Source organism: Deferrivibrio essentukiensis (assembly GCF_020480685.1).
Lineage (GTDB): Bacteria > Chrysiogenota > Deferribacteres > Deferribacterales > Deferrivibrionaceae > Deferrivibrio > Deferrivibrio essentukiensis.
The window spans coordinates 1-25,703 of record NZ_JAJAFU010000010.1; the positions used below are offsets into that span (position 1 = coordinate 1).

General features: G+C 32.1%; 27 protein-coding genes. 7 read left to right on the top strand and 20 right to left on the bottom strand.

Going from position 1 to position 25,703, the window contains the following annotated elements; translation table 11 throughout:
* Positions 1-433: 433 nt before the first annotated feature.
* The 8 genes from LF845_RS06270 to LF845_RS06305 form a co-directional block, all read right to left on the bottom strand.
* On the bottom strand, positions 434-1,456 hold the full coding sequence (locus LF845_RS06270; RefSeq protein ID WP_242820151.1) for a polysaccharide deacetylase family protein: 1,023 nt from the start codon (positions 1,454-1,456) through the stop codon (positions 434-436).
* Positions 1,449-2,447 carry a glycosyltransferase family 9 protein gene (locus LF845_RS06275; RefSeq protein WP_242820152.1) on the bottom strand — a complete coding sequence of 333 codons (999 nt, stop codon included), beginning with the start codon at positions 2,445-2,447 and terminating at the stop codon, positions 1,449-1,451. Before LF845_RS06275 ends, LF845_RS06270 begins: the two co-directional genes overlap by 8 nt.
* Entirely contained in the window at positions 2,444-3,484 is a 1,041-nt protein-coding gene (locus LF845_RS06280) for a glycosyltransferase family 4 protein (RefSeq protein WP_242820153.1), read from the bottom strand. Before LF845_RS06280 ends, LF845_RS06275 begins: the two co-directional genes overlap by 4 nt.
* Positions 3,485-3,592: 108 nt before the next feature.
* Complete coding sequence (locus LF845_RS06285; RefSeq protein ID WP_242820154.1) at positions 3,593-4,747, bottom strand: O-antigen ligase family protein; 1,155 nt, start codon at positions 4,745-4,747, stop codon at positions 3,593-3,595.
* Positions 4,740-5,495, bottom strand: coding sequence for a glycosyltransferase family 2 protein (locus LF845_RS06290; RefSeq protein WP_242820155.1), 756 nt, complete (start codon positions 5,493-5,495; stop codon positions 4,740-4,742). Before LF845_RS06290 ends, LF845_RS06285 begins: the two co-directional genes overlap by 8 nt.
* The gene (locus LF845_RS06295) at positions 5,492-6,583 is read right to left on the bottom strand and encodes a glycosyltransferase (protein ID WP_242820156.1); all 1,092 of its coding nucleotides are present in this window, start codon (positions 6,581-6,583) and stop codon (positions 5,492-5,494) included. The genes LF845_RS06290 and LF845_RS06295 overlap by 4 nt, the downstream gene beginning before the upstream one ends.
* 1 nt (position 6,584) lies before the next feature.
* A complete protein-coding gene (locus LF845_RS06300) occupies positions 6,585-7,643 on the bottom strand; it encodes a glycosyltransferase (protein ID WP_242820157.1) in 1,059 nt (352 codons plus the stop codon).
* 3 nt (positions 7,644-7,646) lie between these two features.
* On the bottom strand, positions 7,647-9,371 hold the full coding sequence (locus LF845_RS06305; protein WP_242820158.1) for an ABC transporter ATP-binding protein: 1,725 nt from the start codon (positions 9,369-9,371) through the stop codon (positions 7,647-7,649).
* 57 nt (positions 9,372-9,428) lie between these two features.
* Here LF845_RS06305 and hemW point away from each other — a divergent pair, with 57 nt between their 5' ends.
* The 7 genes from hemW to glmS are packed head-to-tail and all read left to right on the top strand — an operon-like array spanning position 9,429 to position 15,905.
* On the top strand, positions 9,429-10,520 hold the full coding sequence (gene hemW / locus LF845_RS06310) for a radical SAM family heme chaperone HemW (protein ID WP_242820159.1): 1,092 nt from the start codon (positions 9,429-9,431) through the stop codon (positions 10,518-10,520).
* The gene (locus LF845_RS06315) at positions 10,457-10,777 is read left to right on the top strand and encodes a hypothetical protein (protein ID WP_242820160.1); all 321 of its coding nucleotides are present in this window, start codon (positions 10,457-10,459) and stop codon (positions 10,775-10,777) included. The genes hemW and LF845_RS06315 overlap by 64 nt, the downstream gene beginning before the upstream one ends.
* A gap of 3 nt (positions 10,778-10,780) precedes the next feature.
* Complete coding sequence (gene nusG / locus LF845_RS06320; RefSeq protein WP_242820161.1) at positions 10,781-11,287, top strand: transcription termination/antitermination protein NusG; 507 nt, start codon at positions 10,781-10,783, stop codon at positions 11,285-11,287.
* Between the two features lie 2 nt (positions 11,288-11,289).
* Positions 11,290-12,276 (top strand): UDP-glucose 4-epimerase GalE, encoded by a 987-nt coding sequence (galE, locus tag LF845_RS06325; protein ID WP_242820162.1) that lies wholly within the window; start codon positions 11,290-11,292, stop codon positions 12,274-12,276.
* On the top strand, positions 12,263-12,715 hold the full coding sequence (locus tag LF845_RS06330) for an SRPBCC family protein (RefSeq protein ID WP_242820163.1): 453 nt from the start codon (positions 12,263-12,265) through the stop codon (positions 12,713-12,715). Before galE ends, LF845_RS06330 begins: the two co-directional genes overlap by 14 nt.
* Positions 12,716-12,717: 2 nt before the next feature.
* Complete coding sequence (glmU, locus tag LF845_RS06335) at positions 12,718-14,088, top strand: bifunctional UDP-N-acetylglucosamine diphosphorylase/glucosamine-1-phosphate N-acetyltransferase GlmU (protein ID WP_242820164.1); 1,371 nt, start codon at positions 12,718-12,720, stop codon at positions 14,086-14,088.
* Entirely contained in the window at positions 14,088-15,905 is a 1,818-nt protein-coding gene (glmS, locus tag LF845_RS06340) for a glutamine--fructose-6-phosphate transaminase (isomerizing) (RefSeq protein WP_242820165.1), read from the top strand. Before glmU ends, glmS begins: the two co-directional genes overlap by 1 nt.
* A gap of 26 nt (positions 15,906-15,931) precedes the next feature.
* Here the strand turns inward: glmS and LF845_RS06345 are convergent, their stop codons facing one another.
* The 12 genes from LF845_RS06345 to LF845_RS06400 form a co-directional block, all read right to left on the bottom strand.
* On the bottom strand, positions 15,932-17,281 hold the full coding sequence (locus LF845_RS06345) for a TrpB-like pyridoxal phosphate-dependent enzyme (RefSeq protein WP_242820166.1): 1,350 nt from the start codon (positions 17,279-17,281) through the stop codon (positions 15,932-15,934).
* Positions 17,282-17,373: 92 nt separating this feature from the next.
* Positions 17,374-18,210 (bottom strand): hypothetical protein, encoded by an 837-nt coding sequence (locus tag LF845_RS06350; RefSeq protein WP_242820167.1) that lies wholly within the window; start codon positions 18,208-18,210, stop codon positions 17,374-17,376.
* Positions 18,207-18,623 (bottom strand): DUF6115 domain-containing protein, encoded by a 417-nt coding sequence (locus LF845_RS06355; RefSeq protein WP_242820168.1) that lies wholly within the window; start codon positions 18,621-18,623, stop codon positions 18,207-18,209. Before LF845_RS06355 ends, LF845_RS06350 begins: the two co-directional genes overlap by 4 nt.
* Positions 18,620-19,405: a PilZ domain-containing protein gene (locus LF845_RS06360; protein WP_242820169.1), complete on the bottom strand. Its 786-nt coding sequence runs from the start codon at positions 19,403-19,405 to the stop codon at positions 18,620-18,622. The genes LF845_RS06355 and LF845_RS06360 overlap by 4 nt, the downstream gene beginning before the upstream one ends.
* A 3-nt stretch (positions 19,406-19,408) precedes the next feature.
* The gene (locus LF845_RS06365) at positions 19,409-19,645 is read right to left on the bottom strand and encodes a hypothetical protein (RefSeq protein WP_242820170.1); all 237 of its coding nucleotides are present in this window, start codon (positions 19,643-19,645) and stop codon (positions 19,409-19,411) included.
* A gap of 73 nt (positions 19,646-19,718) precedes the next feature.
* Positions 19,719-20,552, bottom strand: coding sequence for a CheR family methyltransferase (locus LF845_RS06370; RefSeq protein ID WP_242820171.1), 834 nt, complete (start codon positions 20,550-20,552; stop codon positions 19,719-19,721).
* Positions 20,549-21,970 carry a HEAT repeat domain-containing protein gene (locus LF845_RS06375; protein WP_242820172.1) on the bottom strand — a complete coding sequence of 474 codons (1,422 nt, stop codon included), beginning with the start codon at positions 21,968-21,970 and terminating at the stop codon, positions 20,549-20,551. The genes LF845_RS06370 and LF845_RS06375 overlap by 4 nt, the downstream gene beginning before the upstream one ends.
* 3 nt (positions 21,971-21,973) lie before the next feature.
* Positions 21,974-22,294 carry an STAS domain-containing protein gene (locus tag LF845_RS06380; RefSeq protein WP_242820173.1) on the bottom strand — a complete coding sequence of 107 codons (321 nt, stop codon included), beginning with the start codon at positions 22,292-22,294 and terminating at the stop codon, positions 21,974-21,976.
* On the bottom strand, positions 22,295-23,866 hold the full coding sequence (locus tag LF845_RS06385; protein WP_242820174.1) for a SpoIIE family protein phosphatase: 1,572 nt from the start codon (positions 23,864-23,866) through the stop codon (positions 22,295-22,297).
* A 3-nt stretch (positions 23,867-23,869) separates the two neighbouring features.
* Positions 23,870-24,838 carry a hypothetical protein gene (locus tag LF845_RS06390; RefSeq protein WP_242820175.1) on the bottom strand — a complete coding sequence of 323 codons (969 nt, stop codon included), beginning with the start codon at positions 24,836-24,838 and terminating at the stop codon, positions 23,870-23,872.
* On the bottom strand, positions 24,825-25,403 hold the full coding sequence (locus LF845_RS12015; RefSeq protein WP_242820176.1) for an OmpA/MotB family protein: 579 nt from the start codon (positions 25,401-25,403) through the stop codon (positions 24,825-24,827). The genes LF845_RS06390 and LF845_RS12015 overlap by 14 nt, the downstream gene beginning before the upstream one ends.
* 37 nt (positions 25,404-25,440) lie before the next feature.
* Positions 25,441-25,653, bottom strand: a complete 213-nt coding sequence (locus LF845_RS06400) for a hypothetical protein (protein WP_242820177.1) — start codon at positions 25,651-25,653, stop codon at positions 25,441-25,443.
* Between the last annotated feature and the right edge of the window lie 50 nt (positions 25,654-25,703).

Below are 25,703 nucleotides of genomic sequence, written 5' to 3' on the forward strand. Positions count from 1 at the left end.
TGGTTCTTATATGGTTATAAATTAAATTTATTTTAGAACTTTTTATAAATCTACTCTTTAAAACATTTACGCACGCTAAGGAATTGCATGTAAAGGAGTCAATAATAGGGTTAATATAGTAGAAAAGGTTATTTGGCTTACTTAGTACCCCTCTATTTATAAAGAGTTTGTTCTTTTTTAAATTTAATAATGTTAGCCAAAAACCAAGTTTATGGCCACCGTTATGATAAGTGTGAATGATATCGATATGTTCTTTTTTTAGTACATTCAATAAACCAAGAGCAGCTAGAATTTTATATTTAAAATCAGCGTGGTAAATATTCTTACAAAACCCTGAAACTATATTATTAATTTCAGCATTTTTTTTGCTTATTAAATAGATATCTAAACCACAATTGTACAGTGATTCGATGTTATAGCTTAATTGACGAATTCATCCTGAGGAATATTTATTAGAATCCGTAATAAACAAAATTTTATTTAATTCTTTTTGTTTCTTAAACTTTTTAAAGAAGATTGTAGCTGTTATTTTGTTTGAGTAGATGTTAAGCTTTTGACTCAACCACTTTATATTATCTTTATCATTAACCCCTATACGGTTTATGTAAAAAGGATTGGTTCCATAAGAATTAGGAAATCTTTCAAGGGTAAAACTTCCTTTATATCCCGAATCTTTTAATGCCTGCATAGAAACTTTGTCAAAATGCCCCCAAGGCCAACAAAAAAAGTCAATAGGTTTGTTTAGAATATTTTCCAGATACTCTTTACTTTCTTTGAATTCTTTGAGGCAAAAATGGTATCTTTCATCTGTATTTCTTTTTTTAAATATAACTTTTCCATTTTCTTCAATAGGCCAAAACCCATCATATGCATATGCAGAACCTTTATCAAAGTATTTTGTTCCCTGTTTTACCTCGTTGTATATTCCATAAATTCCCCAATGAAATTTTTCAGGATAATTACCAATTAATTTCATAGATTTAAAACACATTTGATGGTTAACGGAATGGCTATATACTTCATGTCCAAAATCATGTACTGCTGAGTAAATTTCATTTTTATTCATAAATTGTGTTTTATCTGAATTTTTTAGTACATTTATAAATGAAGTTTTAGCATCTAAAATTTCAGGCAAATTTTTATTTGGAAATTGAGCCCTTTTTTCCCCATCCCCTATAAAGTTTGTAATCGCAAAGAAAATACCACTGAAATTATATTTATTAAGCAAAGGGATTGCATACACCCAGTTATCTAGGGAACAGTCATCAAATGTGATTACAACAGGCTTTTTAGGTAATTTAACGTTATTTGACATAAAATTGTATAACAGTTCTGCTGAGATGGTTTCAAAACCATTGTTTTGAAGATACTCAAGGTGCTCTGTAAATCTTTCAGGGGTTATCCCCCCTGCATAAGAAACTTTATGGTAGCATAAAACAGGTACACTTTTAAACACCTATAACCTCTTGTAAAAAATTATTAAAATCATCTTTTATTTCATCAAAACTGAAATCATGTAAACATGGAATATTATCACCATATTTACATTTATTGCTTTTACAAGGTTGACATTCAAGGTTTTTTCTAACCCATCTATATTCATTGGAAGGAAAAATCCAACCTTCACTTGAAGCGCCAAGTATAACAAAAGATGGCTTGTTTAATGCTACTGCCATATGAAAAGGGGATGAGTCATTGCCAGAGTGAAATCTTGATAAACTTAATATTGCCACAAATTCTGATAATGAAAAAGCGTTGGTAAAAAAAACACTGTTGTATAGTTTGTGTTTTTTAATTTTATCTAAATAACTATCTTCATTAGGTCCATATGAAAAAATTATTTTAAAACCAGTTTTCATATGAATATATTCTGCCAGTTTAATATAATTATCCAAAGTCCATCTTCTGGTATCCCCTTTGTGAGTGGGAGAAATAACTACAAAGTCTTCAATATTGTTGTTTTTTAGATATTGCTTTACTTTTTCGATTTCTTTTTCACCTGGATATATTACCGGCCTAATATTATACTCATTAATACCTAAAGATTTGAGTAAAGAGCATTTTATTTCTGTTGCAGTCCCTTTAAGTGGTTCGATAAGCTTGTTATAGGCAAGTTTTCTTTTTGTATATGAATAAGTAACTCTATACTTGGCTTTTGATAAAAGAGATATCCACATAGTGCGGGGATTATTCTGAAAATCCAGAATGTAGTCATATTTTTCTTTTCTTATATCTTTAATTAGCTTTAAAGTTTGTAAAGGATTTTTATCTCTTTTAATACTCAATATTTTATCAATATTTTTATCATATTTAAGTATTGCATTACACATTGGAGTAGTTAAAAAATGAATTTCTGAATCTGGATATTTTCTCTTAATTTCTCTTGGTATTTGTGTTGTCAGTACGACATCTCCAATTTGGTACAACTGAATTATAAGAGTTTTCATGCAAGTTCCTTTATAACATTTAAATAATTATTAAATATATCTTTATCAGAGAATAAAGTACTATTTTTATTAATATGTTCCTTTTTAATGCACATTGCTTTTTTTAGGTAAATAGAAAGTTCTTTACCACTTAATTCTTCCACAGTTATTAAATAACCATTTTTTCCTTCATTAACAAAGTCCTGAGCTCCATTGTTTGTTGTAGTAATAACTGGAGTGCCAGCAGCTAAAGATTCTAATACAACATTTGCACATGTGTCATAAAATGTAGGCAAGCAAAAAACACTTAAAACATTGTAAAACTCATTCATATCTTTAATCTTACCTAAAAAATGAACTCTATTTTCTATTTTAAGTTGCTTGGCTTTTTCTATATATTTTTTAGGATTTCTATTACCTGCAATTAATAATTCTACATTATCAGGCAAATATTTAATAGCTTCTATTAAATAAATCAAACCCTTTAACTCGAAATTTGAGGCAGCAAAACCAACATAAATTTTATCTTTTGATAGACTATATTTTTCATAAAAAGAATTAGAGATATCATGCATTAACTTAAAAATATTTTTATTTACGCTATTCGGAATAATTTTATAATTCAAATTTGTTAAATTATACCTATTTAAAAATTCTTTTTTTGCCATATTTGATTGAAAAACAACTAACTTTAAATTAGGATTATTTCTATACATTTTTTTCTCAATAAATACAGTAATATAATTTACAGGTGAAAAAAGTCTTTTCAGCATCTTTTTAAACTTACTATAACCTCTATACCCTTTTAAAGAGTTCATTAAAAAATCCAAATGAGATCCACTCCCAGCTCTAATTACATGACAGTAGTTAACTTTTGTAAGAGCTATGTTCAAAGAATTTTCACTATATTTTGCAATCTTTGATGCTTTTAAATAATAACTTAAGGTCTTCAAAAACCTACCTGGTCTCCATAAACCTAATTCAATGATATTTTTATTCTTGATATCAGTTTTATTTTCACCACATACCACTTTGACTTCATACCCTTTTTCTACCAAAAACTGATAGAATCTATAACAAAAGCTCTCTACACCACCATACCTTGAAAAAGCCCTTATAAAAAGAATAATTTTTTTCCCCATTTAATATCCTTTAAAACCAACCAATTATTCATTTAAAGCATCAATATAGTTTTTATTTGAGTTTAATGAATATAATATTCCTATCAGAAAGCAAAAAAGCATTAATACTTCCGAGTCGCCAAAATTATTTTCTGTTAACCCATCAAGCATGTAGGCAATTGTTATACCTAATCCTGCCAATTTAGTAAATTGGTCATCAGAATTGTAAAATCTATATAATAACATACCTAATATTGCCATTAGTATTAATAAAGCGGGTACCCCATAATAAACGGCCAATGTTAAGTATGAGTTATGGGAGTGAGCCTTTGAGCTCACCGGCACGTCTATATATTGATCAAAATATTTTTTTATATTGTTGCCTATTCCAAAAATAGGGTTATCCCTAATTATTTCAAGAGAGCTTTTCCATAATACAACTCTGGTGCCAAATGAAGTATTTGAGACGTTGTACGAATTATTAAAGAAATCATTGAATCGATTTTTTAAATTAGTATTAGTAAATATCAGGCTGGTGAAAATTAATATTATAATTAAAGAAAATATTATGCCTTTTGATTTATATTTTAGTACAAGTATTACCAATAAAGTGATTGTTGTAAAAAGTATCGGGCCTCTTGAAAGAGTTAATATTAAAGAAGTAAAATATAGTATAAATAGTAATATGTAAGAATACAATTCTATTTTTGTCGTATATGTTTTAGTTATTAGTATGACAAAAACTAAAATAACTATTAATGAAATGGTATTACCATATGTTAGTGCGTGAGTAAAAAAGCCATCTGCTCTATGGGTTATTTTATTTATTATTTCATATATCGCATAGCATGAGGATAAAAAAGCTCCGAACATTAAGAATTTAAAAGTATTAAAAGGCTTAAGTTTTTTTTCTTCAAAGAAATACCATGTCACAAAAAATATCAGGTAGTGCCACCAGCTAAAAGATTTTTTTATTAGTTTACTTATACTACTAAAATTTTCATAGTTTACAAATTTTGATAATGTTGTCCATGCAACAAATAATATGAATAATATAACAATTTTATCTGAAAAGATATTTTTATTCCCTTTGATAATATCCTTTATAAAAAATAACAAAAGAATCCCAAATGCTATTTGTGTTGCACTTATTGATATAAAATGCGACAAACTAAAAATGTACATAAAATATTCAACCATTTTTATGCTCCCAAGCCTTTATGTATTTTAATGCTTCATAAAAACTGCCTAAAATGGCAATAATAAGCCCTCTGTAACCTTCAAAAATCCCACCTTTTAAAAAATACATTTTTATAAACTTTAAAGGTGGTTTAATAAATAAATTTAGAAGTATACTTAGATTACTCAGTTTACTTTTTTCTTTTCCTAAAATTGTTGTGTACTTATTCATTTTATTAATGTGGTCTTCAATATTTTTATATGAATAGTGATAAAGGTCACAATTTTTAGGGATGTAAAATATTTTTTCTCCGCAGACTAATGATTCATGCACCGATTTATCATCCCAAAAGCAGACATTTTTGTCATAAATCCTTATTTTATAATCAGGATACCAACCGCTGTTTTTAATGAATTTACCAAGATAAAAGGTCCGCCTTGGGGTTGCAACAGCGGAATAACCCTGGGAGAAAATATCATCTACATGCTCTAACAGATATTTTTTTAGCTCTACCGAAACTTCTTCATCAGCATCAATTGAAAATATGATATCATTTTTTGCTAAATTAGAGGCAAAATTTTTTTGCTGTCCATACCCTTCAAACTTATTAATATACACCTTATCAGTATATTTTTTGGCTATTTCTATTGTCTTATCAGTGCTTTCGGAGTCAACTACGATAATTTCATCAACAAAATCCAAAGATTTAAGGCATCTGTCTAAATTGTCTTCTTCATTAAAAGTTATAATTGTTGCCGAAAGTTTCACTTATTAATTCCTAAAAATTCTATATATTGTCCACAAACATTTAATTGCTCAAATTTTTTAATGTGTTCATCTTTTATTTCAGGATAATTTCTTAATGCTTGCTTCATTTTCTCAGCCAATGCATCTACATCTCTTGTAGGAACTAAAAAATTGGCAAGTTCACCAGTCAAAATTTCACTTGGTCCACTATCACAATTTGTACTAACTACAGGCGTTTTCAATATCAAAGCTTCAATCAAAACTCTTGGCAATCCTTCGAAGTCTGAACTTAAAACCAAAAGTTTTGCATTTTTAATTAAAGGGTAGGGATTAGTGACCATAGGATGCAAAATTACTTTACCATTTAATTGTAATTCATCAATCAACTTTTCCAAATATTGTTGACCACTGCCTTCACCTAAAAGTATTAATTTCTCTTTTAAATTTGCTTTTTCATATGCCTTTAATAAAATATCTTGTCTTTTGTGTTTAATATCAAACCTACCAACATGTATAATGTGGTCATCAACAGGAAGATTAAAATGCTCTTCAGACTTATTTAAAATATAGTCAGTATCAAAAGGATTATATATTGTTATGATACTCTCTGATTTTATACCAATATTTTTTACCAAATCATTATAAACTCCCTTTGATACACATATTATATTCTTACCCTTATAAGTATTAGCTAAATACTTCCTTTTAATATTTTTCAAAAATAAGCTATCGTTTCTATCTATTCTTTTTTTTGTAAATGAATTTCTAATTATATAGGAGATATTGTATTTCTTATCTAATTGATTAAGAATTTTTTCCCAACTTTTTGATGTTTGCGCTGTTAATATTGCATCATATTTACTTATTTCAAAAAAATTATTCAACTTATTCTTTAAAATAATATGTCTTAAAGGATGTTTTTTGTATTTATCAAGTTGCAATTTAATAATATTAAAATCACATTGCTTATCCCATTCAACTTTACTGCCATAAGCAAGGACTAAGTCAACTAAATAACCTAATTTAACGAACCCGTTTAAAAGAGTTAGCGTTGAAACCTCTGCTCCACCAATTCCAAAATTTCCCATTAAATATGCAATTTTTTTCATTTTATCCCATAATTCTTTTGTAAATTTTTTTATAATTAAAGGTCATTTTTTCAAAACTAAATTCTTTTACTGAATAAATTAAATTATTTTTATTAAATTTACTATCTAAAGAGTACAAAAAAAGTTCTGCTATTTTTGAACTATTTTTAACCTCAGCAAGGTATCCATTTACTCCATCTTTTACAATCTCAGGTATCCCACCGACTTTTGTAGCAACCACTGGTATTCCAAAGCTTAAAGCGTCTATAATAGATGTACAAAGCCCTTCCTCTTTTGATGTCATAGCAAAAACATCCATACATTTCAAGCAGGAATATACATCGTCTCTAAAACCGGTAAAAATAATATTGCTAAAACATGGTAAAGTTTTTGCGAAATCAACTACTTCATTAAAGAGTGGCCCGTCACCAACTAACAAAAGTTTAATTTTTTTATTTTCTTCGTAAGCTTTATCAAAAGCTTTTATCAGTGTTTTATGATCCTTATGATCGGCAAAATTTGCAATACAGCCAATAACAAAATATCCTTCCAATATTTTTTTTAAATCTTCCGGACAGTTATAATCATCTGGGTTTTTAAACTCAACACCACTATAAATAACTTCAATTTTACTGTTATCAACACCGTCATTTATTAATATATTTTTTACTGCTTCTGATATGGCAATAACTTTATCAACATATTTATTTGTATACTTGATTGCACTAAAAATATTTTTCTTTATCGAGAAATCAACTCGCCTTGTATGCAGCAGCTTAAAATCTTTTCCGAGCATTTTTATAATAACAAGAGGCGTTAACGAATGAGCATCATGTGAATGTACGATATCAGGTTTTATTTTATTAATAATTTTCGTTAGATTTAAAATACTGAGAGGATTAACTTCCCCTTTAAAATCAAAAGGTAAAATATTTTTATCATATTTATTAATCAATTCACCTTTACTGTTGGCAGCCAGGTAGCTTTCAAATCCATTTTCCAAAAGCCCTTTATGAAGCAGTAAAGCTTGCCTCTGTCCGCCTCTCCACTCTTTGCCTGTGTCAACATGCAAAATTTTCATCGACTATCCATTTTTAAATTGCATATCGTATAATGTTTTGTATGTAGAGGAAATAGATATCAAGTCTTTATGTTTACCTGTAGCTTCTATTTTTCCATTTTTTAAAACAACAATCATGTCAGCATTTAAAATAGTAGATAACCTATGAGCAATAACAAAACTTGTTCTTCCTTTCATTAGATTCTCTAATGCCTTTTGAACAATTTTTTCTGACTCAGTATCAAGAGCACTGGTAGCCTCATCAAGTATTAATATGGGTGGATTTTTGAGCAAGGCTCTAGCAATAGTTATCCTTTGCCTTTGTCCCCCGGAAAGTCTTACTCCTCTTTCTCCAATAAAAGTATTGTAACCGTAAGGCAAGTCTAATATAAAATCATGGGCATATGCTGCTTTTGCAGCCATTATAATATCTTCCTCTAAAACATTGTCTAATCCATACGCTATGTTATTTTTTATGCTATCGTTGAAAAGAAATGGTTCTTGGGAAACAATACCTATATTTCTCCGCAGGGAATGAATTTTAAAGTTTCTTATGTCCGTGCCTCCAATACATATGGAGCCATCTGTAACATCGTAAAATCTCGGTAATAGATTTACCAATGTGCTTTTACCTGCTCCGCTAGAGCCGACAAGTGCAACAGTAGTTCCAGGCTTTAAATTTAAATTAATTTCTTTTAGTATAAAATCTTCATCGTCTTCATATTTAAAATAAACATTTTTGAAAGTGATTTCCTTGCCTTGAGCTTTACACTCCAAATAACCGTCTTTTTCTAAGATCTCGTTATTTATATCCATAAGTCCAAAGACCCTTTCAGCTGCACCAATTGCAGCTTGTACTTTACTGTTGGCCCTATTTAACCTTTTAAATGGTTCATACATGAGTGCTAGAGCCGCAAGAAAAGAAAAAAATGTGCCTGGTGTAGTGCTACCGTTTAGGACTTGTTGTCCTCCATAATATACAATAAATGCGATCCCTAATGCTCCAAAAAACTCTAGTAGTGGTGAGCTTATTTCATCATAAATGATCATTTTAATTTGATCATTTACAAATTTATCATTAACTTTTTTAAACTTTTCTTTTTCTTTTTCTTCGTTTGTAAATGCTTTAACGACTTTTATGCCACTGAATATCTCTTGTAACAGGCTTGAAATATCGCCCATTTTTTCCTGGCCACGCTTGCTATATTTTTTTACTTTTTTGCCCAAATAAACTATGGGATAAATCAAAAATGGAACAATAAAGATTGCAATAGAGCCTAATATTAATTCTTGATTTAGTACTACACCAGCTAATACTACGATAGTAATACTTTCTCTTAGAAGAGAAATAGCAGATGGAATAGCATCTTGAATAACATATATATCATTTGTAATTCTTGACATTAGCATACCTGTTGGGTTTTTGGAAAAAAACTTCATGGGTAGTATTATGATTTTTTCCAACAAGTCGTTTCTAATAGCTTGTATGACTTTCTGCCCGGTTTTCCTTAGTAAATAGTTTTGAAAAAATCTAGAAACACCTTTAAGGGTATAAATTCCTATTAATAATAATGGGATAAACATCAACTTTTCTTTATCTTTGTTAATAAAGATTCCATCTAGTGCTGGTTTTATGATGTACGCTGTTGCTCCAGTTGTTCCAGCAACGGTTAGAGAAAATAAAATAGAGAGCAGTAATTTGATTTTATGTGGCCTAAAATATAGCCAAATCCTTTTTAACTTTTTCAATTTTCCACCTTTAAAAATTCTATTTTAAAATATCAAAACATAATGTATTTGTAAACAATGAAAGGACTCTATATACATATACCTTTTTGCAAAAGCAAGTGCAAATACTGCGGATTCTTCTCTCAAACAGATTACTCAGATTCTCTTGTAGAGAAGTATCTGAAAAAAGTAATAGAATATATTAATATCTTTGAGATTAAAGATTTTTCTACGATTTATATTGGTGGTGGCACCCCTACATCTATTTCTTGGAGATTATTTGATAAATTTTTGCTGAATCTTTCAAAGACTGTTTTTTGGGATAAAATTGCTGAATTTACTATCGAAGCAAACCCTGAAAGTCTTACTAAAGAACATTTGGATGTTTTTAAATCGTATTCTGTTTCCAGAATAAGCATGGGTGTTCAAAGTATGGATGACGAAGTATTAAAATTTTTGGGAAGGGTACATACAAAATCAGATGTAATTAGAGCAGTAAATTTAGTGAATAAAATTTTGCCAAACACTGCCTTAAATATCGATATTATATTTGACATACCAAAAATTGAGCCTGCAATAATTATCGATTCTTTGGATACGATAATAAGAATAAATCCTGAGCATATTTCTGCATATTCATATAGCTTTGACACGGATTTTTTACCGCAACATCTTGAAGTGGAAGAAAGTCAATTTTTAAAAATTAAAGAGATGCTGCAAGAGAATTCATACAAAAAGTATGAGATTTCAAATTTTGCCAAAGAAGGCTTTGAAAGTATCCATAACAGGCTTTACTGGGAAATGAAAGAATATTTGGGAATTGGTGCGGGAGCAAGCTCGATGCTTATTAAAGGTGATAAGAGGGTTAGATTTTCTTTTCCTAAAAGTGTAACTGAATTTTTGGAAACTCCTTCCCTTACAGACTTTGAGGTTATAGAAGAAAAAGTTGAGCTTCTAAAAGAGGATTTGATATTTGGGCTGAGGTTAATTGAAGGTGTAAATTTGAATGTTTTAAATAATAGATATGGAAAGCTGGTTGAAAAAATAATTAAAAAATGCGATAAGCTATTTACTGAAAATTTGTTACGTTATAAAGGGGAGAGTGTATGTCTCACGGAAAAAGGGGAGCTTTATTTGGACTTTGTGCAGCAGTATTTGTGGGAATTATAGGCTTTGTATTATTGACGTCTGACAGTTACGCCGGTTGCGCAGGTGATTGTATGACTTGCCATCCGGTATTAAAAGGCTCTGCCGAGCACCGCTCACTGGAATCATGTATAAAGTGTCACGACCCTGCAAAAAATATTTCTATTGTCCCTTCAAATGACAACGGCTGTGGAGACAGATGTTTTGATTGTCATAATGAGTGGCCAAAAGATGGATACCATGCTGACCTTGATACCTGTAAGAATTGTCATAAGGGTTAATAAATGAATTGGTACTGTATTTATTATAAACCTAATTGTTTCAAAGTAGTAGCAATTCATTTGAGCAGACTTAATGGTGAATACGAAATTTATTCTCCGAAGCTAAAATATGTTAAAGTCATTAATGGTAAAAAGGTAGAGAAATATCAAGACCTTTTCCCTTGTTATTTCTTTTTGAAAATAGATGAGGAAAAGTTGTCTCTTGTTCGCTTTACGAGGGGTGTAAAAAAAATATTGGGCAACTACAAAGGGGACTATTCTGTAATAGATGAGAATTTTATTGATTCTTTAAAAAGTGCTGAAAATGAAGATGGTTATATCTTTTTTGAAAATGACAAAAAGTTTGAAAAGGGTGAGCAGCTTGAGATAATAGATGGGCCTTTTAAGGGGCTGTCAGCACAGTATTTATATTCATTAAGCTCTCAAGAGAGGGTTGCTATTTTGTTAAATGTGGCAAATTCTTCAACAAAGATAATTATTGATAAACATTTAGTAAAGCCAAGGGGGTAGGTGTGAAAATTTTGGTAACGGGCGGAGCAGGATATATTGGCAGTCATGTGGTAAAACAGCTTGGAGATTATACCAAACATGAGATTGTAGTCCTTGATAATCTTGTGACAGGATTTAGGGAGTCTATACTTTACGGAAGATTTGTGGAGGCAGACCTTTCTGACTGGGATTTTGTTGCAGACTTTATGAAAAAAGAACAGTTTGACGCAATTATTCATTTTGCTGCAAGCCTTATTGTACCTGAAAGTGTGGTAAACCCTTTAAAATATTACCTAAACAATACCGCCAATACTGCAAATCTTATAAAATGTGCAGTAGAAAGTGGAGTTAAAAAATTTATATTTTCTTCAACTGCCGCCACTTACGGTGAGCCTGATAAAAAATATATCCCTATCAACGAAGAATGCCCTACAGTCCCTATCAATCCATACGGAATGAGTAAATTAATGAGCGAAAATATCCTTAAGGATGCATCTTATGCACATAAAGGTTTCAAGTATGTTATTTTAAGATATTTTAATGTTGCGGGGGCTGATGTGGGAGGGCGAATAGGCCAATCCACAAAAGATGCTACCCACTTGATTAAAGTTGCGGCAGAAGCAGCGACAGGTAAGAGGGATAAAATTTTGGTTTTTGGAACAGATTATGATACGCCGGATGGCAGCTGCATCAGAGATTATATTCATGTAGATGATTTGGCTTCAGCACATCTGCTTGCACTTGATTATCTTGATGATAATGATAGCGATATATTTAATTGTGGTTATTCAAGGGGTTATTCTGTCCTTGAAGTATTAAACACTATGAAAAAGGTTACGGGGGTTAATTTTAAAGTAGAAATTACTGGTAGAAGGGCAGGGGATCCGGCTGAGCTTGTGGCAGATAATAAAAAGATTGTTAGTAAATTAAAATTTAACCCTAAATATAATGACTTGGAGCTGATATGTAAAACAGCTTACGAATGGGAAAAAAGGCTTGAAGCTAAATAGACTGTATAGAGAGCAAAAAATTAATGCAGGAATTAATGAGGTTTGGGATTATTTTTCATCCCCTTCCAACCTGCCGGTAATTACCCCAGATTGGCTTAATTTTGAAATTATTTCAGTGGTGCCGGATGATATGTATGAGGGATTAATTATAGAATATAAAGTTTCTCCAATATTAAATATCCCATTTAAATGGATTACTGAGATTACTTATGTAAATAAGCCTTATTTTTTTGTTGATGAACAACGATTTGGACCGTATAAATTTTGGCATCATAAACATTTTTTTAAAGAGCTTGATGATGGCTCGACTTTAATGAGCGATGAGGTTCATTATATTGTTACTTTTAATTTTTTGGATAAAATGTTAATTGCTAAGAGGCTAAAGAGCATTTTTGATTACAGATTTAAAAAAATCGAAGAAATTTTTAACAAGAGGTGAATATGAGTCTTAAAGTAGTTATCCTTGCCGCAGGAAAAGGGACAAGAATGAAGTCTGAGAAGCCTAAAGTACTATTTGAAGTTGCCGGAAAACCTATGATTGATTATGTAGTGGATGAAGCAAAAAAACTAAACCCGGAAGAGATAGTTGTAATCGTAGGTAATCAGAGTGAGCTTGTAAGAGCCCATTTAAAAGATAAAGGTGTTGTTTTTGTTGAGCAAACCGAGCAAAAAGGGACAGGGCACGCTCTAATGTGTGCAAGAGATAAAATAGAAGGTAAAGAGCAAAATATTTTGGTATTGTGTGGCGATATGCCGCTTGTTAAACATGAAACTTTGGTTAAGTTTATTGATTCAGCCAAAGGTAGCAAAGTTAGTTTTATTTCTGTTAAGGTTCAAAATCCGACAGGTTATGGAAGAGTTATTCGCGGGGCGGATAAAAAGGTCTTAAAGATTGTAGAAGAAAAGGATTCCAACGACAATGAGAAAAAAGTAAATGAAATCAATACAGGTGTTTACCTCGTAAATTCCAAAATACTACTTGAAAGATTAAGCATGCTTACAAATGAAAATGCTCAAGGGGAATATTATCTTACAGATATAGTCAAAAGCGGGGCTGATGTATATATGGCTGACGATGAGCAGGAGTTTATAGGGATTAATGATAAATATCAATTATCTGTCGCATCAAAGGTGATTTGGAAAAGAATGGCGATAGAGCATATGAAAAACGGCGTACAAATACTGGATTTTGAAAATTGCTATATTGATGAAGATGTTAAAATAGGTATTGATACGGTAATATATCCAAATGTGTATCTGTTTGGTAAAACTGAGATAGGCCTAAGATGTAAGATTTATCCGGGTGTTCATATTGTCGATTCGGTAATAGAGGATGATGTGGAGATTAAGGATAATTCCTTTATAACTGAATCATTTGTCGGGGCAAAATCTTCGGTAGGACCTATGGCACAATTAAGGCCCGGGACAAAACTTCTTGGAGAAAACAAAATAGGTAATTTTGTGGAAACAAAAAAAGCCTTGATTGGAAAGGGCTCTAAAGCAAGTCACCTGACATATCTTGGAGATTGTGAAATTGGTGAAAATGTAAATGTAGGTTGTGGTACAATTACTTGTAATTACGATGGTATTTCCAAGCATAAAACAATTATCGGAGATAATGTATTTGTTGGTAGTGATGTCCAATTTGTGGCACCTGTTAAAATAGGCTCAAACTCATTGATTGGAGCTGGCTCTACTATTACTAAGGATGTTCCTGACGGAGCATTGGCTGTGACAAGGGCTGAGCAAAAGAATATCGAAGGTTGGGTGGAAAAATGGCGTGCTAAAAAGATGAAGATGAGGGGTGAATAATGTGCGGAATTGTTGCGTATATTGGCTCTAAAAATGCTCCTAATGTTTTGATAGATGGTCTGACAAAGCTTGAATATAGAGGGTATGATTCTGCCGGGATTGCAGTAATTAATAAGGATAAAATTGATGTTTATAGAAGTGTAGGCAAACTTATTAATCTAAAGAATATGTTAGATGAAAAAAAACCGGTTTCAAATATTGGAATTGGTCATACAAGATGGGCAACTCACGGTAAACCTTCCTATGAAAATGCTCATCCCCATTCTTCATTTGGTATATCACTCGTCCACAACGGAATTATAGAAAATTACCTTGATATAAAGAGGAATTTGGCTGATAAAGGGTATAAATTTGAATCTGAAACGGATACAGAAGTAATAGCTCACCTTATTCATTCAAATTACAAAGATGACATATTTGAAGCTGTAAAGGTGTCTGTCAAACAAATTAAAGGCTCATTTGCTTTGGCAGTAATTTCGGTCAATGAGCCGGATAAAATTATTTTGGCAAGGCATGACAGCCCATTGGTTATAGGCATTTCTGACGGGGAAAATTTTGCAGCAAGTGATATTCCTGCACTTATCAGTTACACAAACAAATTTATCTTTCTTGAAGAGAATGACATAGCCATACTTACAAAAAATTCTGTGACATGTTATGATTTTGAGGGGAAAAAGACTGATAGAGAAGTCAAAATTGTAGATATTAACCCTGTAATGGCTGAAAAGGCTGGTTACCGACACTTTATGCAAAAAGAAATCTTTGAGCAGCCAAGAGCCATAATTGATACAATTAGAGGGAAGTATTCACTTGAAAATGGTGAGCTTCTTTTAGATGAGTTAAAAAGTATAGATATTAAAAAATATAGAAGGGTTAATATTGTAGCGTGTGGGACTAGTTGGCATGCCGGTCTTGTCGGTAAATTTTATATTGAAAAATTCGCTAAAATTCCTGTTGAAGTGGATATTGCATCCGAATACAGGTATAGAGATACTATAATTGATGAAGAAACTTTATTTATCGCAATAAGTCAATCAGGGGAAACAGCCGATACGATTGCCGCTATGAGGTTAGCTAAAAGTAGAGGGGCTGGCATCTTATCGATTTGTAACGTAATTGGGTCAACAATTCCAAGAGAGTCAGACGCGACATTTTTCACGCACGCCGGGCCAGAAATCGGTGTAGCTTCTACTAAAGCTTTTACCACCCAAGTCATTGCTCTTCTTATGCTTGCCTTATATTTTGCTCAGGAAAAACAAACTCTAAATCATGTAGAAATAAGAAATATTTTAACTGAGATTGTGAAATTGCCTGAAAAGATGGAAGAGGCATTAAAGCTTGATAGCCATATTGAAGAGATGGCAAAGGATTTCAAAAGTTTCCCAAGCTTTTTATATCTTGGCAGAAATGTAAACTACCCAATTGCACTCGAAGGTGCTTTAAAACTAAAGGAGATTAGTTATATTCATGCGGAGGGTTATCCGGCAGGTGAGATGAAGCATGGACCTATTGCCTTAATTGATAAAAATATGCCGGTATTCATAATTGCTACTGATTCTAAGGTTTATGATAAAGTCCTTGCAAATATTCAAGAGGTAAAGGCAAGGGACGGAATTGTAATTGCAACTGTCACAGAGGGGAATAAGGATGTAGAAAAGTTTACCGAGTATTGCATTAAATTGCCTGCAGCCGTTGAAGAGCTTTCGGTGTTTTTAAACTCTATTGTTATTCAGCTGCTTGCTTATCATATTTCGGCAGAGCTTGGTCTTGATGTAGACCAGCCGAGAAACCTTGCAAAAAGTGTTACGGTAGAATAAAAAAGGCCTCTTTTGGAGGCCTTTTGTTAAATCTTTGGGAGATTTTCCATAGATTTTTTAATCTCTTCTTCAGGATATTCAAAGTCAACCAGTTTGCCGTCAAGGTAAGCGTCATAACTTCCCATATCAAAGAAACCATGACCGCTCAAGCAAAACAGGAGTGTTTTTTCTTTCCCTTCCTCTTTACATTTTAAGGCTTCTTTTACAGTAGCAGCAATTGCGTGTGAAGATTCCGGAGCGGGGACTATCCCTTCTGTCTGAGCAAATAACATCCCATATTGAAATACTTCAGATTGCAATACGCTTTCGGCATTTATAAGCCCATCTTTATAAAGTTTGCTAACAATAGGTGAATCTCCGTGATATCTAAGGCCTCCTGCATGGATAGCAGGTGGTTCAAAATCATGACCTAAAGTAAACATTTTCATAATAGGTGTCAATTTAGCTACATCACCGTAATCATAAGCAAATACGCCTTTTGTAAGGGTAGGGCAGCTTGCTGGCTCAACAGCCACACATTCTACGTTTTTATCTTCTACAATTTTATCTCTGACAAATGGGAATGCAATCCCACCAAAATTTGAGCCGCCACCGCAAGAGGCAAATACTTTGTCGGGATAATCGCCGACTTTTTCAAGCTGTTTCTTAGCCTCAAGTCCTATAACTGTTTGATGAAGAAGCACATGGTTTAGTACACTTCCAAGAGCATAGTTTGTATCTTCTCTTCCGGCAGCCTCTTCCACGGCTTCACTGATTGCAATACCAAGACTTCCGTTTGAATTTGGATTTTTTTCCAAAATGGCACGGCCTGAATTGGTAAACTCAGACGGACTTGGGATTACTTCCGCACCAAACATATGCATAAATGACTTTCTGTATGGTTTTTGGTGAAAACTTACTTTTACCATGTAAACACGGCAACTCATATCAAACATTTTACAGGCAACAGACAGTGCGCTCCCCCATTGGCCGGCGCCCGTTTCAGTAGTAAGTCTGTTAATTCCTGAAATTTTATTGTAATAGGCCTGAGCAACCGCTGTGTTTGGTTTGTGGCTTCCTGCTGGGGATACACCTTCATACTTGAAATATATTTTTGCTGGTGTACCCAATGCCTCTTCGAGCCTCTTTGCTCTAATTAGTGGGGTTGGTCTCCAGATTGAGAGTATATCAAGTACTTTTTCAGGAATATCTATCCACCTTTCCGAAGACATTTCCTGTTCGATTAATGCAGGCGGGAAAATTGCTTTCAGTTCGTCAAGAGTTACGGGCTTACCCGTAAAAGGGCTGATAGGTGGCTCCATCGGTGTGGGCAAGTCAGCCAGAATATTATACCATTGCGTAGGCATCTCTTTTGCGTCTAAATATATCTTATGCATCTCATCCTCCTTAAAAGATTAAAAAATATTTAACATATTTGGGGCATAAATCAACAAAATATTTGAGGTTGAAAGTTATCAATATTTATAACTTAAGCATATATTTGAAGATTTCCAATCCTTGAAAGAGCTGATTTGAATATGTCAAATTTTGTAACATCGGCGTCATTGAGTTTTTCCCATTTTAACTTAAGGCCCGGCAAATTTAATGCGTTAACAAAACTTGATATATCTATTGAAGTTTTCACCGTGCCGAAAATAGTTCCTTTTGTTTCTGTCAAAAATATTACGACATCTTTTAACTCGGAAAAGTTAGCCTTAATGTAAATGGAGTTAGATTTTTCTCCTTTTTTAAAGATTATTTCTCCGTCCTTAATGTCAAAATCTTTGGCTGAGAAGGTATAAAAGAGTGCCTGATTTAAAATTGTTGTTACTTGCAGTTTTGTTATGCTGTCAACTGTTTGTGCGTCACCTGCTTTATAGGCTACAGTTTTTAAATCATCATCAATATTTTCATCATGCAGCAATTTTGCCTCAAAATTAAGCCCCGAGTTTTTGATAAGTTTTTTAAACTCTTCTTTATTTAAGCTTTTCAAATCGTTGCCATCAAATTTGAAAAGTGTATTTTTTATAAGGTTTTTATCAAAATTAACGAGGAACTTTTTCAAAACATTTAAACTTTCCGTTTCTTGATTTAATAACTTTATTTCCAAAAAAGGTTCAGTGGAGGCTACTTCCCCAAAATATCTTGAAAGGGTAGGCTGGCTTTTAAAAGCAGCATTTAAAAGTTTTCCTTTTATATTAATGAGAAAAAGGTCTTTGGAAATGGCTTTGAGGACATTGATTGCTACCTTATCCCCTATCTTTAAATTTAAATCGGAATTTTTAAGATTTAAAGTTAAGTTGTTTATATTATTTATAGTGTTCATTGTTTCATTTTTATAACGAGATTGACTTCAGTAACTGATACACAAAGCTCCTTAGCAATCTCAATAGGACTTAATCCTTTGTTGTATAAATCTTTTATCTTTTCACTTAATTTTTTTTCTTCCTTGTTTGTGCTTGTTATTGAGGCATATTTATTAAGTTTTTCATCAACTAATACACTCAAATCTTCAAGTAAGTTTTCCTTTCTTGTGATTTCCGTATCAAGATTTTCGGAAACACGCTCGCTCTCAATAATTAATTCTTTCAACTGCTCAATTATCAGAGGCAATTCGTTAAGATTATTTTTATAAATAAATTTATTGAGCCTGTTAATCTTTGATATTAAGTAAAAAATAATTAAGTAGTTTATCCCTACAAGTAAAAAGAGCAGAATTAAAAATAGGGAAAGATTCATCTGTTTTTCGACCCTTTTATCAACTCTCTCTCTTTTTCAAAAATAAATTTTACGATTTCTTCCCTTATCTCTCTGTCAATGTTATCGTAATTTGCCCCATAAATAAAGCCTTTTGGTGTTTTTATTATGCTTACGATTTTGCATAAAACAGACAGCTTGATTTTATAATAAGATTCGGCGATTTCACCTTCAAGGTAAATTGTGTCATTTTCATTAAAAATCTCTTTTGAAAAAAAGCTTAGACCGCCGCCGCTGATATCAACTGCATTCACCGATATTAGGTCTGTCGAGATTTCGTTATCTTTGAGCAGAGTAATAATATCATCAAGCTTGTTGTTCATTTCGAGTAAAAATTTAAGGACAAGCTGATTATTAAGACTTTCATTTGGAATAACATTTTTTACCTTTTGGGCAAGAGAGCTTTTGGATGCGAATGTATTATTTTCAGATAGGATTACATACTTACGCTTTTCACCCGGTTCAACCTTTTTTATCTTAAATATACCTTTATAATCTATCCTGTTGTATTCTCTTTCGGAGTCAAAATCTACTTTTTTAAGCCCCTTTAATGTCAAGGTATTGTTGTCGAGCTTTACATTCTCAACTTCAAAGATATTGAGCTGATTGTTTTCAGAGAATGTTGCCCAAACTCTAATAAAATTTTCATCTATCTCTTTTGTTTTGATGTTAACAACAATTTCATTATTTCCAATTTTGATTATGTTGCCGTAATGAGTTTTGATATCATTTTCGTAAAGTGCTCTTATTTTTATTACTATCATAAGCTATCCTTTAAAGTCGATTATTTGTCCATGCTCCTCTTCGACAAATTTTTTTCTTTTGTAGTTTTTGTCTTTCTTGCCATCTTTATTTTTTTGCTTATAAGAATCTTTCTTTTCCTTTTTGTCTATGGTTTTTGTCTGAGCATGTTCGGTTTGGACTACAACCTCGTTTTCTTGTTTTAGTTTAACCCCAACTTCATTGGTCAAAATCTGTTGTTTGTTGAAAACATTCTTGTCCATTACATCCTGAACTTTTTCAACAATACTTATTTTACCAACAACATGTTGTAAATCAATTGGGCCTATCCCATTTTTACTCCTTTATGTAAACAATTCCACCGCCAAAGTTTAACATTTTAAATTTGTCGGTAATTTTGTTTAATGTTTCTGAATGACCTAAAAATAAAAATCCGTTTGGTGCAAGTGTACTGTAAAACATTTCCATAACCTTTTGCTTGGCAGGTATATCAAAATATATGAGCACATTCCTACAAAAAATAACATCCGCAGTGCCAACTCTTGATGAAGCCATCCTTTCTACAAGATTTGCTTTAAAAAAGGTTACCATACTCTTTATTTCGGGAGAAAGTTTGTAGATAAAGCCATCTTTCTCAAAATATTTATTGATTATGGCTGGTGGTACCCCTCTGAAAGAAACCGTCCGATATTCACCTTTTTTGGCAGTTTCAAGGACTTCAGTATTGATATCGGATGCAAAAATATCAACCCTTATTTTTCCAAGAAGCCCCGATTCTTTTAGTAAGATTGCAATAGAATATGGCTCCTCACCTGTTGATGATGCTGCAGACCATATCTTAATACTTCTCTTTCCATTGGAAATAAGCTCAGGAATCACTTTATTTACAAGATAATCCATTTGCGGTCTTTCCCTAAGGAAATAGGTTTCATTAATTGTAACAAGGTTTAACAGGGTTATCATTTCCTGCATTTTTTTAATATCATACTTGAGATAGTAGATATAATCTTTGAATGAGTTAAAATTAAGCTCTTGTATCCTTCTTGAGAGTCTGTTTTCAAGAAGATATTTCTTTGTAGCGCTAAACGTAATTCCAGAGTGTTTGTAAATTATATCTGAAAGCTCGGCAAACTCATCATCTTTCAGTTTTATAGTGCCTGCCCCAATCATAACTCACCAACCAACCCTGCAAGTTTATCTTTTACGTATCTGTTAGTTTCTTTCTCAAGAGCCTGTTTAAAGATATTTGCAGTTTCACTCAAAGATAAAGTTTCAAGTATTTCTGCAGCCTTAAACCTAACAATCCAGCTATCGTCTTTCAATAACATCTCTTTTGCTGCACTAATAGCCATCTCTTTGTTTAGAAGGTAGAGTGAGTTTAATGATTCTTTTCTTAAATCTTCATTCTCCTCTTCAAGAAGTTGGTATAAAAAATCGATTACATCTGCACCAATCTTGCCCAGAGCTTCTAAAATAGCCACCTTAACCCTTGTGGTTGAGCCAGGATACAGATGCATTAATTTATCGGCACATTTGAAATCTCTACAAATATTGCCAAGTGTTTTTATTGCAAAAAATGATACCATTTCATCTTTATCGTTGGTATATTCCATTATTTTATCAACTTTATCGGTGGCGTTGATTCTTGACAATGATGCTGCAGCAGATTCCCTTATCTCTTCTGATACATCTTTAAGCAAGTCTATTAAAATGTCTGCCACTTCAATTTTATTAAAAAATGAAAGACACTTGACCATTATGCTTTTTACAGCAGGATTTTTTTCTTTTTTGATGGCCTCTAACAGGTAACCAAATGATTTGTCATCATTGATAAGTGACAGAGATTTAGCAGCAATTTTTCTAAGTCTTTCATCAGGACTTAGTAAAAGCTCTTTTAGCTTATCAGCATCATTATCATCACTTAAAAGTGATATTGATGCAGCAGCAGCTTCTGCGACATCGATAAATTCACTTTTAAGATATTCATAAATCTTATCTTTCAAATCATCAAGCCCGAGCCATCCGGCGACCAAAATGGAGGCTTTTTGAACATTTGCGACCTCAAAGTTCATAAACTCAGGGATAAGTTTTTCCACAGCTTCTTCATGCACTTTTCCGAGTGTAATTAGTGCATACTCCAATATTACCGGGTCGTCAGTCTTTAGTGCTTCAAAAAGCTTATTCTTGAAATCTTCGTTATAGTTTTGTGCAATAAAATCTGAAACTTCATCTGCAATCTCAGGATTGAAAAAAGATTCAATCAGTTCATCACTGCTATAAGATGAGTAATCTCTTTCTATTTGAAATTGAGATAAAAGGTTAGTTATTTCAAGTATTTGTAAAACACTTTCCATAACGTTTGTCAAAACTAGCCTGACATCATCTTTCATTAGAACTTTTTTAAAAGCAATAAGTTGAGCCAGGTCTTTACTTTGTATGTAGAAACAGTTTTTCAGGTCAAGGATAACTTCCTTAACAGGCTTATTTTCATTATAAATATTAGCTAAAGACTCAAAATCTTTAGTATCAGGCTCTTGAGTCATTAAAATTTTTAGTTTACCTGACTCTTTTTTAAATGAAATATTCATTGTTTACCCCAATGCAGCAGACTCGCTATCGTGAATTTTAAAAACTTTATCAAGTCCAGTAAATGCGAACATATCCCTGATATCTTTTGACATTTCGCAAAGTGCAAGCTCTTTTTTATCTTTTCTGCTTTGTTTTAATAAATCGATAATTTCTCTTAATCCAGAGCTGTTCATATAGACGACCCCTTTAAAAGAGAGAGCAGCGAAATCTTTTGTTTTGAAAACTCCTAAAACCTTGTTTTTTAGTTCCAACCCAGATTGTGCATTGATTTCACCCTTCAAATAAACAACAGTTTTTCCATTCTTTTCTTGGATATCAAACATTTAATCCTCCTTTTTTATAACAAATATAGTAATATCATCATCGAAGGGTCTGCCTTCAGTGAATTCTTTTAAATCTTTCATTATATTATCTATTATAACACAGCATTTTTCATTTTGAAACATAATTAACTTAGAAATTAATCTATCGTAGCCATATTGTTCACTTGATTTGTTCATAGCCTCTACCAGGCCGTCGGTGTACATAAAAAGGATATCACCGGTATCGATTTTGACATTCCCCTCTTCATACTCTACATCTTCAAATGTTCCCAAGAAGAGTCCGGATGCAGTAAGTCTTTTAACAGTCATTTCACTTTTATCAAAAAATAGTAATGGATTATGACCTGCACTGGCAAAATTGCACTCGGAGGTATTTGAGTTCATTACAAGGTAAAACATTGTAACAAAGTCAGTGGTATAAATATTATCACAAAGTATTTCATTAACCATAGCAAGGGCTTCGGAAGAGGAAATGACATCATAGGTGTATGATCTCATTATTGCTCTTGTGATTGCCATTATAACTGCCGCAGGTATTCCATGTCCTGATACATCAGCTACCGTAAACCCGTAATAGCCATTGCTCATTTTTATACAATCGTAATAGTCACCGCCAGCTTGCTCTGCAGGTGTATAGAATGCACCAAAGTCAAATCCTTCTATGTCAGGTAATTTTTCCGGTAAAAGACTTGTCTGTATTTCACCGACTTGTCTTAATTCATCATCAATAAGTTTTTGAGCTTCCTGCAGTTTGGCATTCATTTTTAGTAAGTCTTCATTAAGGATTTTCATCTGATGTTGTTTCTCTTTTAAATCAATTTGCTGCTTTTTAATCTCATCAAGCAAATATATCTCTTTTGTGGTATCTCTTACACTCTCTACAACATATTCATCAAAAAGGTTAAAATTTACTGTTAAATGCTTATCTTTAATTTTTCTTGCAGACTTAACTGTTTTTTTATCTTTGAAAGGGCATTCGGGGCATTGGTTATTAAAACCGTAAATATTATAACATTTTTCAATATTTTTATCTTTATATTTAGTTAATGTTTTAATTTTATAATTGCTTGTGATTACGTTAAAATTATTGTCAATAACCATCAATCCTTCTTCAGTGCTGTTAAGAATCTTTTCAAGAAATATTCGCTTCTTTTCGGTTTCCCTTTTTTGAAGGTTTAGCATCACATTTTTTGCTTTGAGCTCTTTAAGGTGATGATTTAATTTATCCATCATTTTTTTGTTTTCAGTTATGTCATTTAAAATTTCTATATAGCTATTCGTGGTAGTTTTACTAAATTGAGCAGAATATATTTTTCTGAATCCTCTATGTGTCAATACATCGTGAGTAATCATTTTAGGAAGTTTATTGTCAATCAAATCTTTAAGTTGGCAATTTTCGCATGGGTTTGTTAGACCGAAAAGGGTAGAGTAACATTTTTTCCCTAATAACTGCTCTGAAGTTTTTCCAGTGAGCGATTTTACAGGATAGTTTGCGTATTGTATTTTATAGTTACTGTCAATTTCTATAACTATATTTTCAATAAAATTGAGTATCTCTCTACAACTATCCATTTTTCACCTTATGTTAAAGTATATTATAGCAGCAACCAGGATAATGATAATAGAAATAGCTATTAGTTTTGTTGAGCTTATATAAGTATTTTTTATCTGTCTTTTTTTATAATTATCTACAATTTCATCTATTTGTTTTAAATTATCAAGATTTGTTATCAGATTATTTTTATATTTTTCTACATCCTCTTCCGCTTCATATTCTGCCAAAGCACCAATATAAAGTATACAATTTTTGAGGGTATCAAAAAGAATCTCTTTTGCTTGGTCGACTTCAGGGGGAAGCTGAACAGACGAAATCTTAACAAGCTCCGGCAAAAGTGCATATTGAAGTTTTTTCAATTTATCCCTTTCTTCTACTGAGATTTTGTTAATATCTTCGATAGAATCCAGGGTTTTTAGTGTTTGTTCTACTTTAATCAGCGTTTTATTAGCATAAGAGGAGATATGTTCCAATTTTAAAACAATATGTTTTATTTCCTGTTTATGTGATTCCAGATAATTTTTAATTAATATAAATCCGCTCGGGACTTTTACCTTTTTTCTTTTTACCCTGGTTTCTTTGTTTTCCGATTTTGTCTTAATTACGCTGACAGTCTCTATAATTTCAGATGGAGTAAATATAAAATGATTTTTTCCGTCCAGGATATCAAGATTATCTTCCGATATACCACCATTTGTGAAGAAAAAAAGCTTTGTCAGATTTTCATCGTTCATTGCTCTTAAGACTTCTATTGGTACATCTTTGGAAATATCTGAGCCTGAATTGGTTATCTCTATCCACACCAGAGCTTTGTCGGATTCATTTTTTTTGGACAGCCAGAGCTCAACCCTTCTTTTTTCAGGTAATTCTTTTATATTTCTATGAAAAATAAAATTAAAGTCATCCATAATGGATGCAGCAAGCTCATAAAAGTCAGATATTCCGATATTATAAAATTTTTCAAAATCCAAGGTTTCATTTGTATTCATAAATTTCCACCCGTCTGTTAACAGGACTTCCATTAAATGTGTTGTCTTTTTTTGGATAAAATTCTCCAAAACCCGCTATTTTCAGGTTTTCATCTTTGAGCCCTTTTTTTTCAATTAAATATTTTTTCACTTCAAGAGCACGTAGTATAGACAGCTCATAATTTGTTTTAAAATAATCATTTGGTTTTACAGGAAGACTGTCCGTATAGCCGTAAATGAGATAAATCTTGTTATTTGAAAAAGTTAAATTATCAAATTTTGAAAAATCAGTGTTGTATTTTCCTGATTCAAAGTAAATGTCAGCGACAAAATTTATGTTTTTAAAGTTAGTGTTAAAATTTTGTGACATGTTGTGAGAAGTAGCATCCTCAGTGCCTTGAAGCATGCTATTGCTGTTATCGATGTTGTTAGTGTTATTTTTTGATTCCTCATTGAGCGCAGGCGGGTTAAACTTTTTTACATTTAAGATTTTCCACCCATTTAGAGAAAGGTGCTCTTTTGCCTCATCTTCGGTATACGCCCATACATGAAAAGTTGTCTTAACCCCTTTAGGTGCTTTTTCCACATAAACTTCATATATATTTTTCTTGTTTTGCGCCAGACTATCTCCACCAAATATAAGGAGCAGGATTGTTATTAATAGGATACTTTTTTGGTAACAATTCTTTTTTATTGTATTTATCAAGGTTAAAATCCTCAACAGCCCTTTTTATATTATTATCGGCATAAATTTTTACTACTTTAAGGTTTACAATGACATCCTTCCCCCCGTTTAGATATAAAAATGTCACAGGGTCTTTAATGGATGATGTCAAAAACCTCCTGCTATCAGTTGCAACCTCATACACATACACATAAGCGTAAG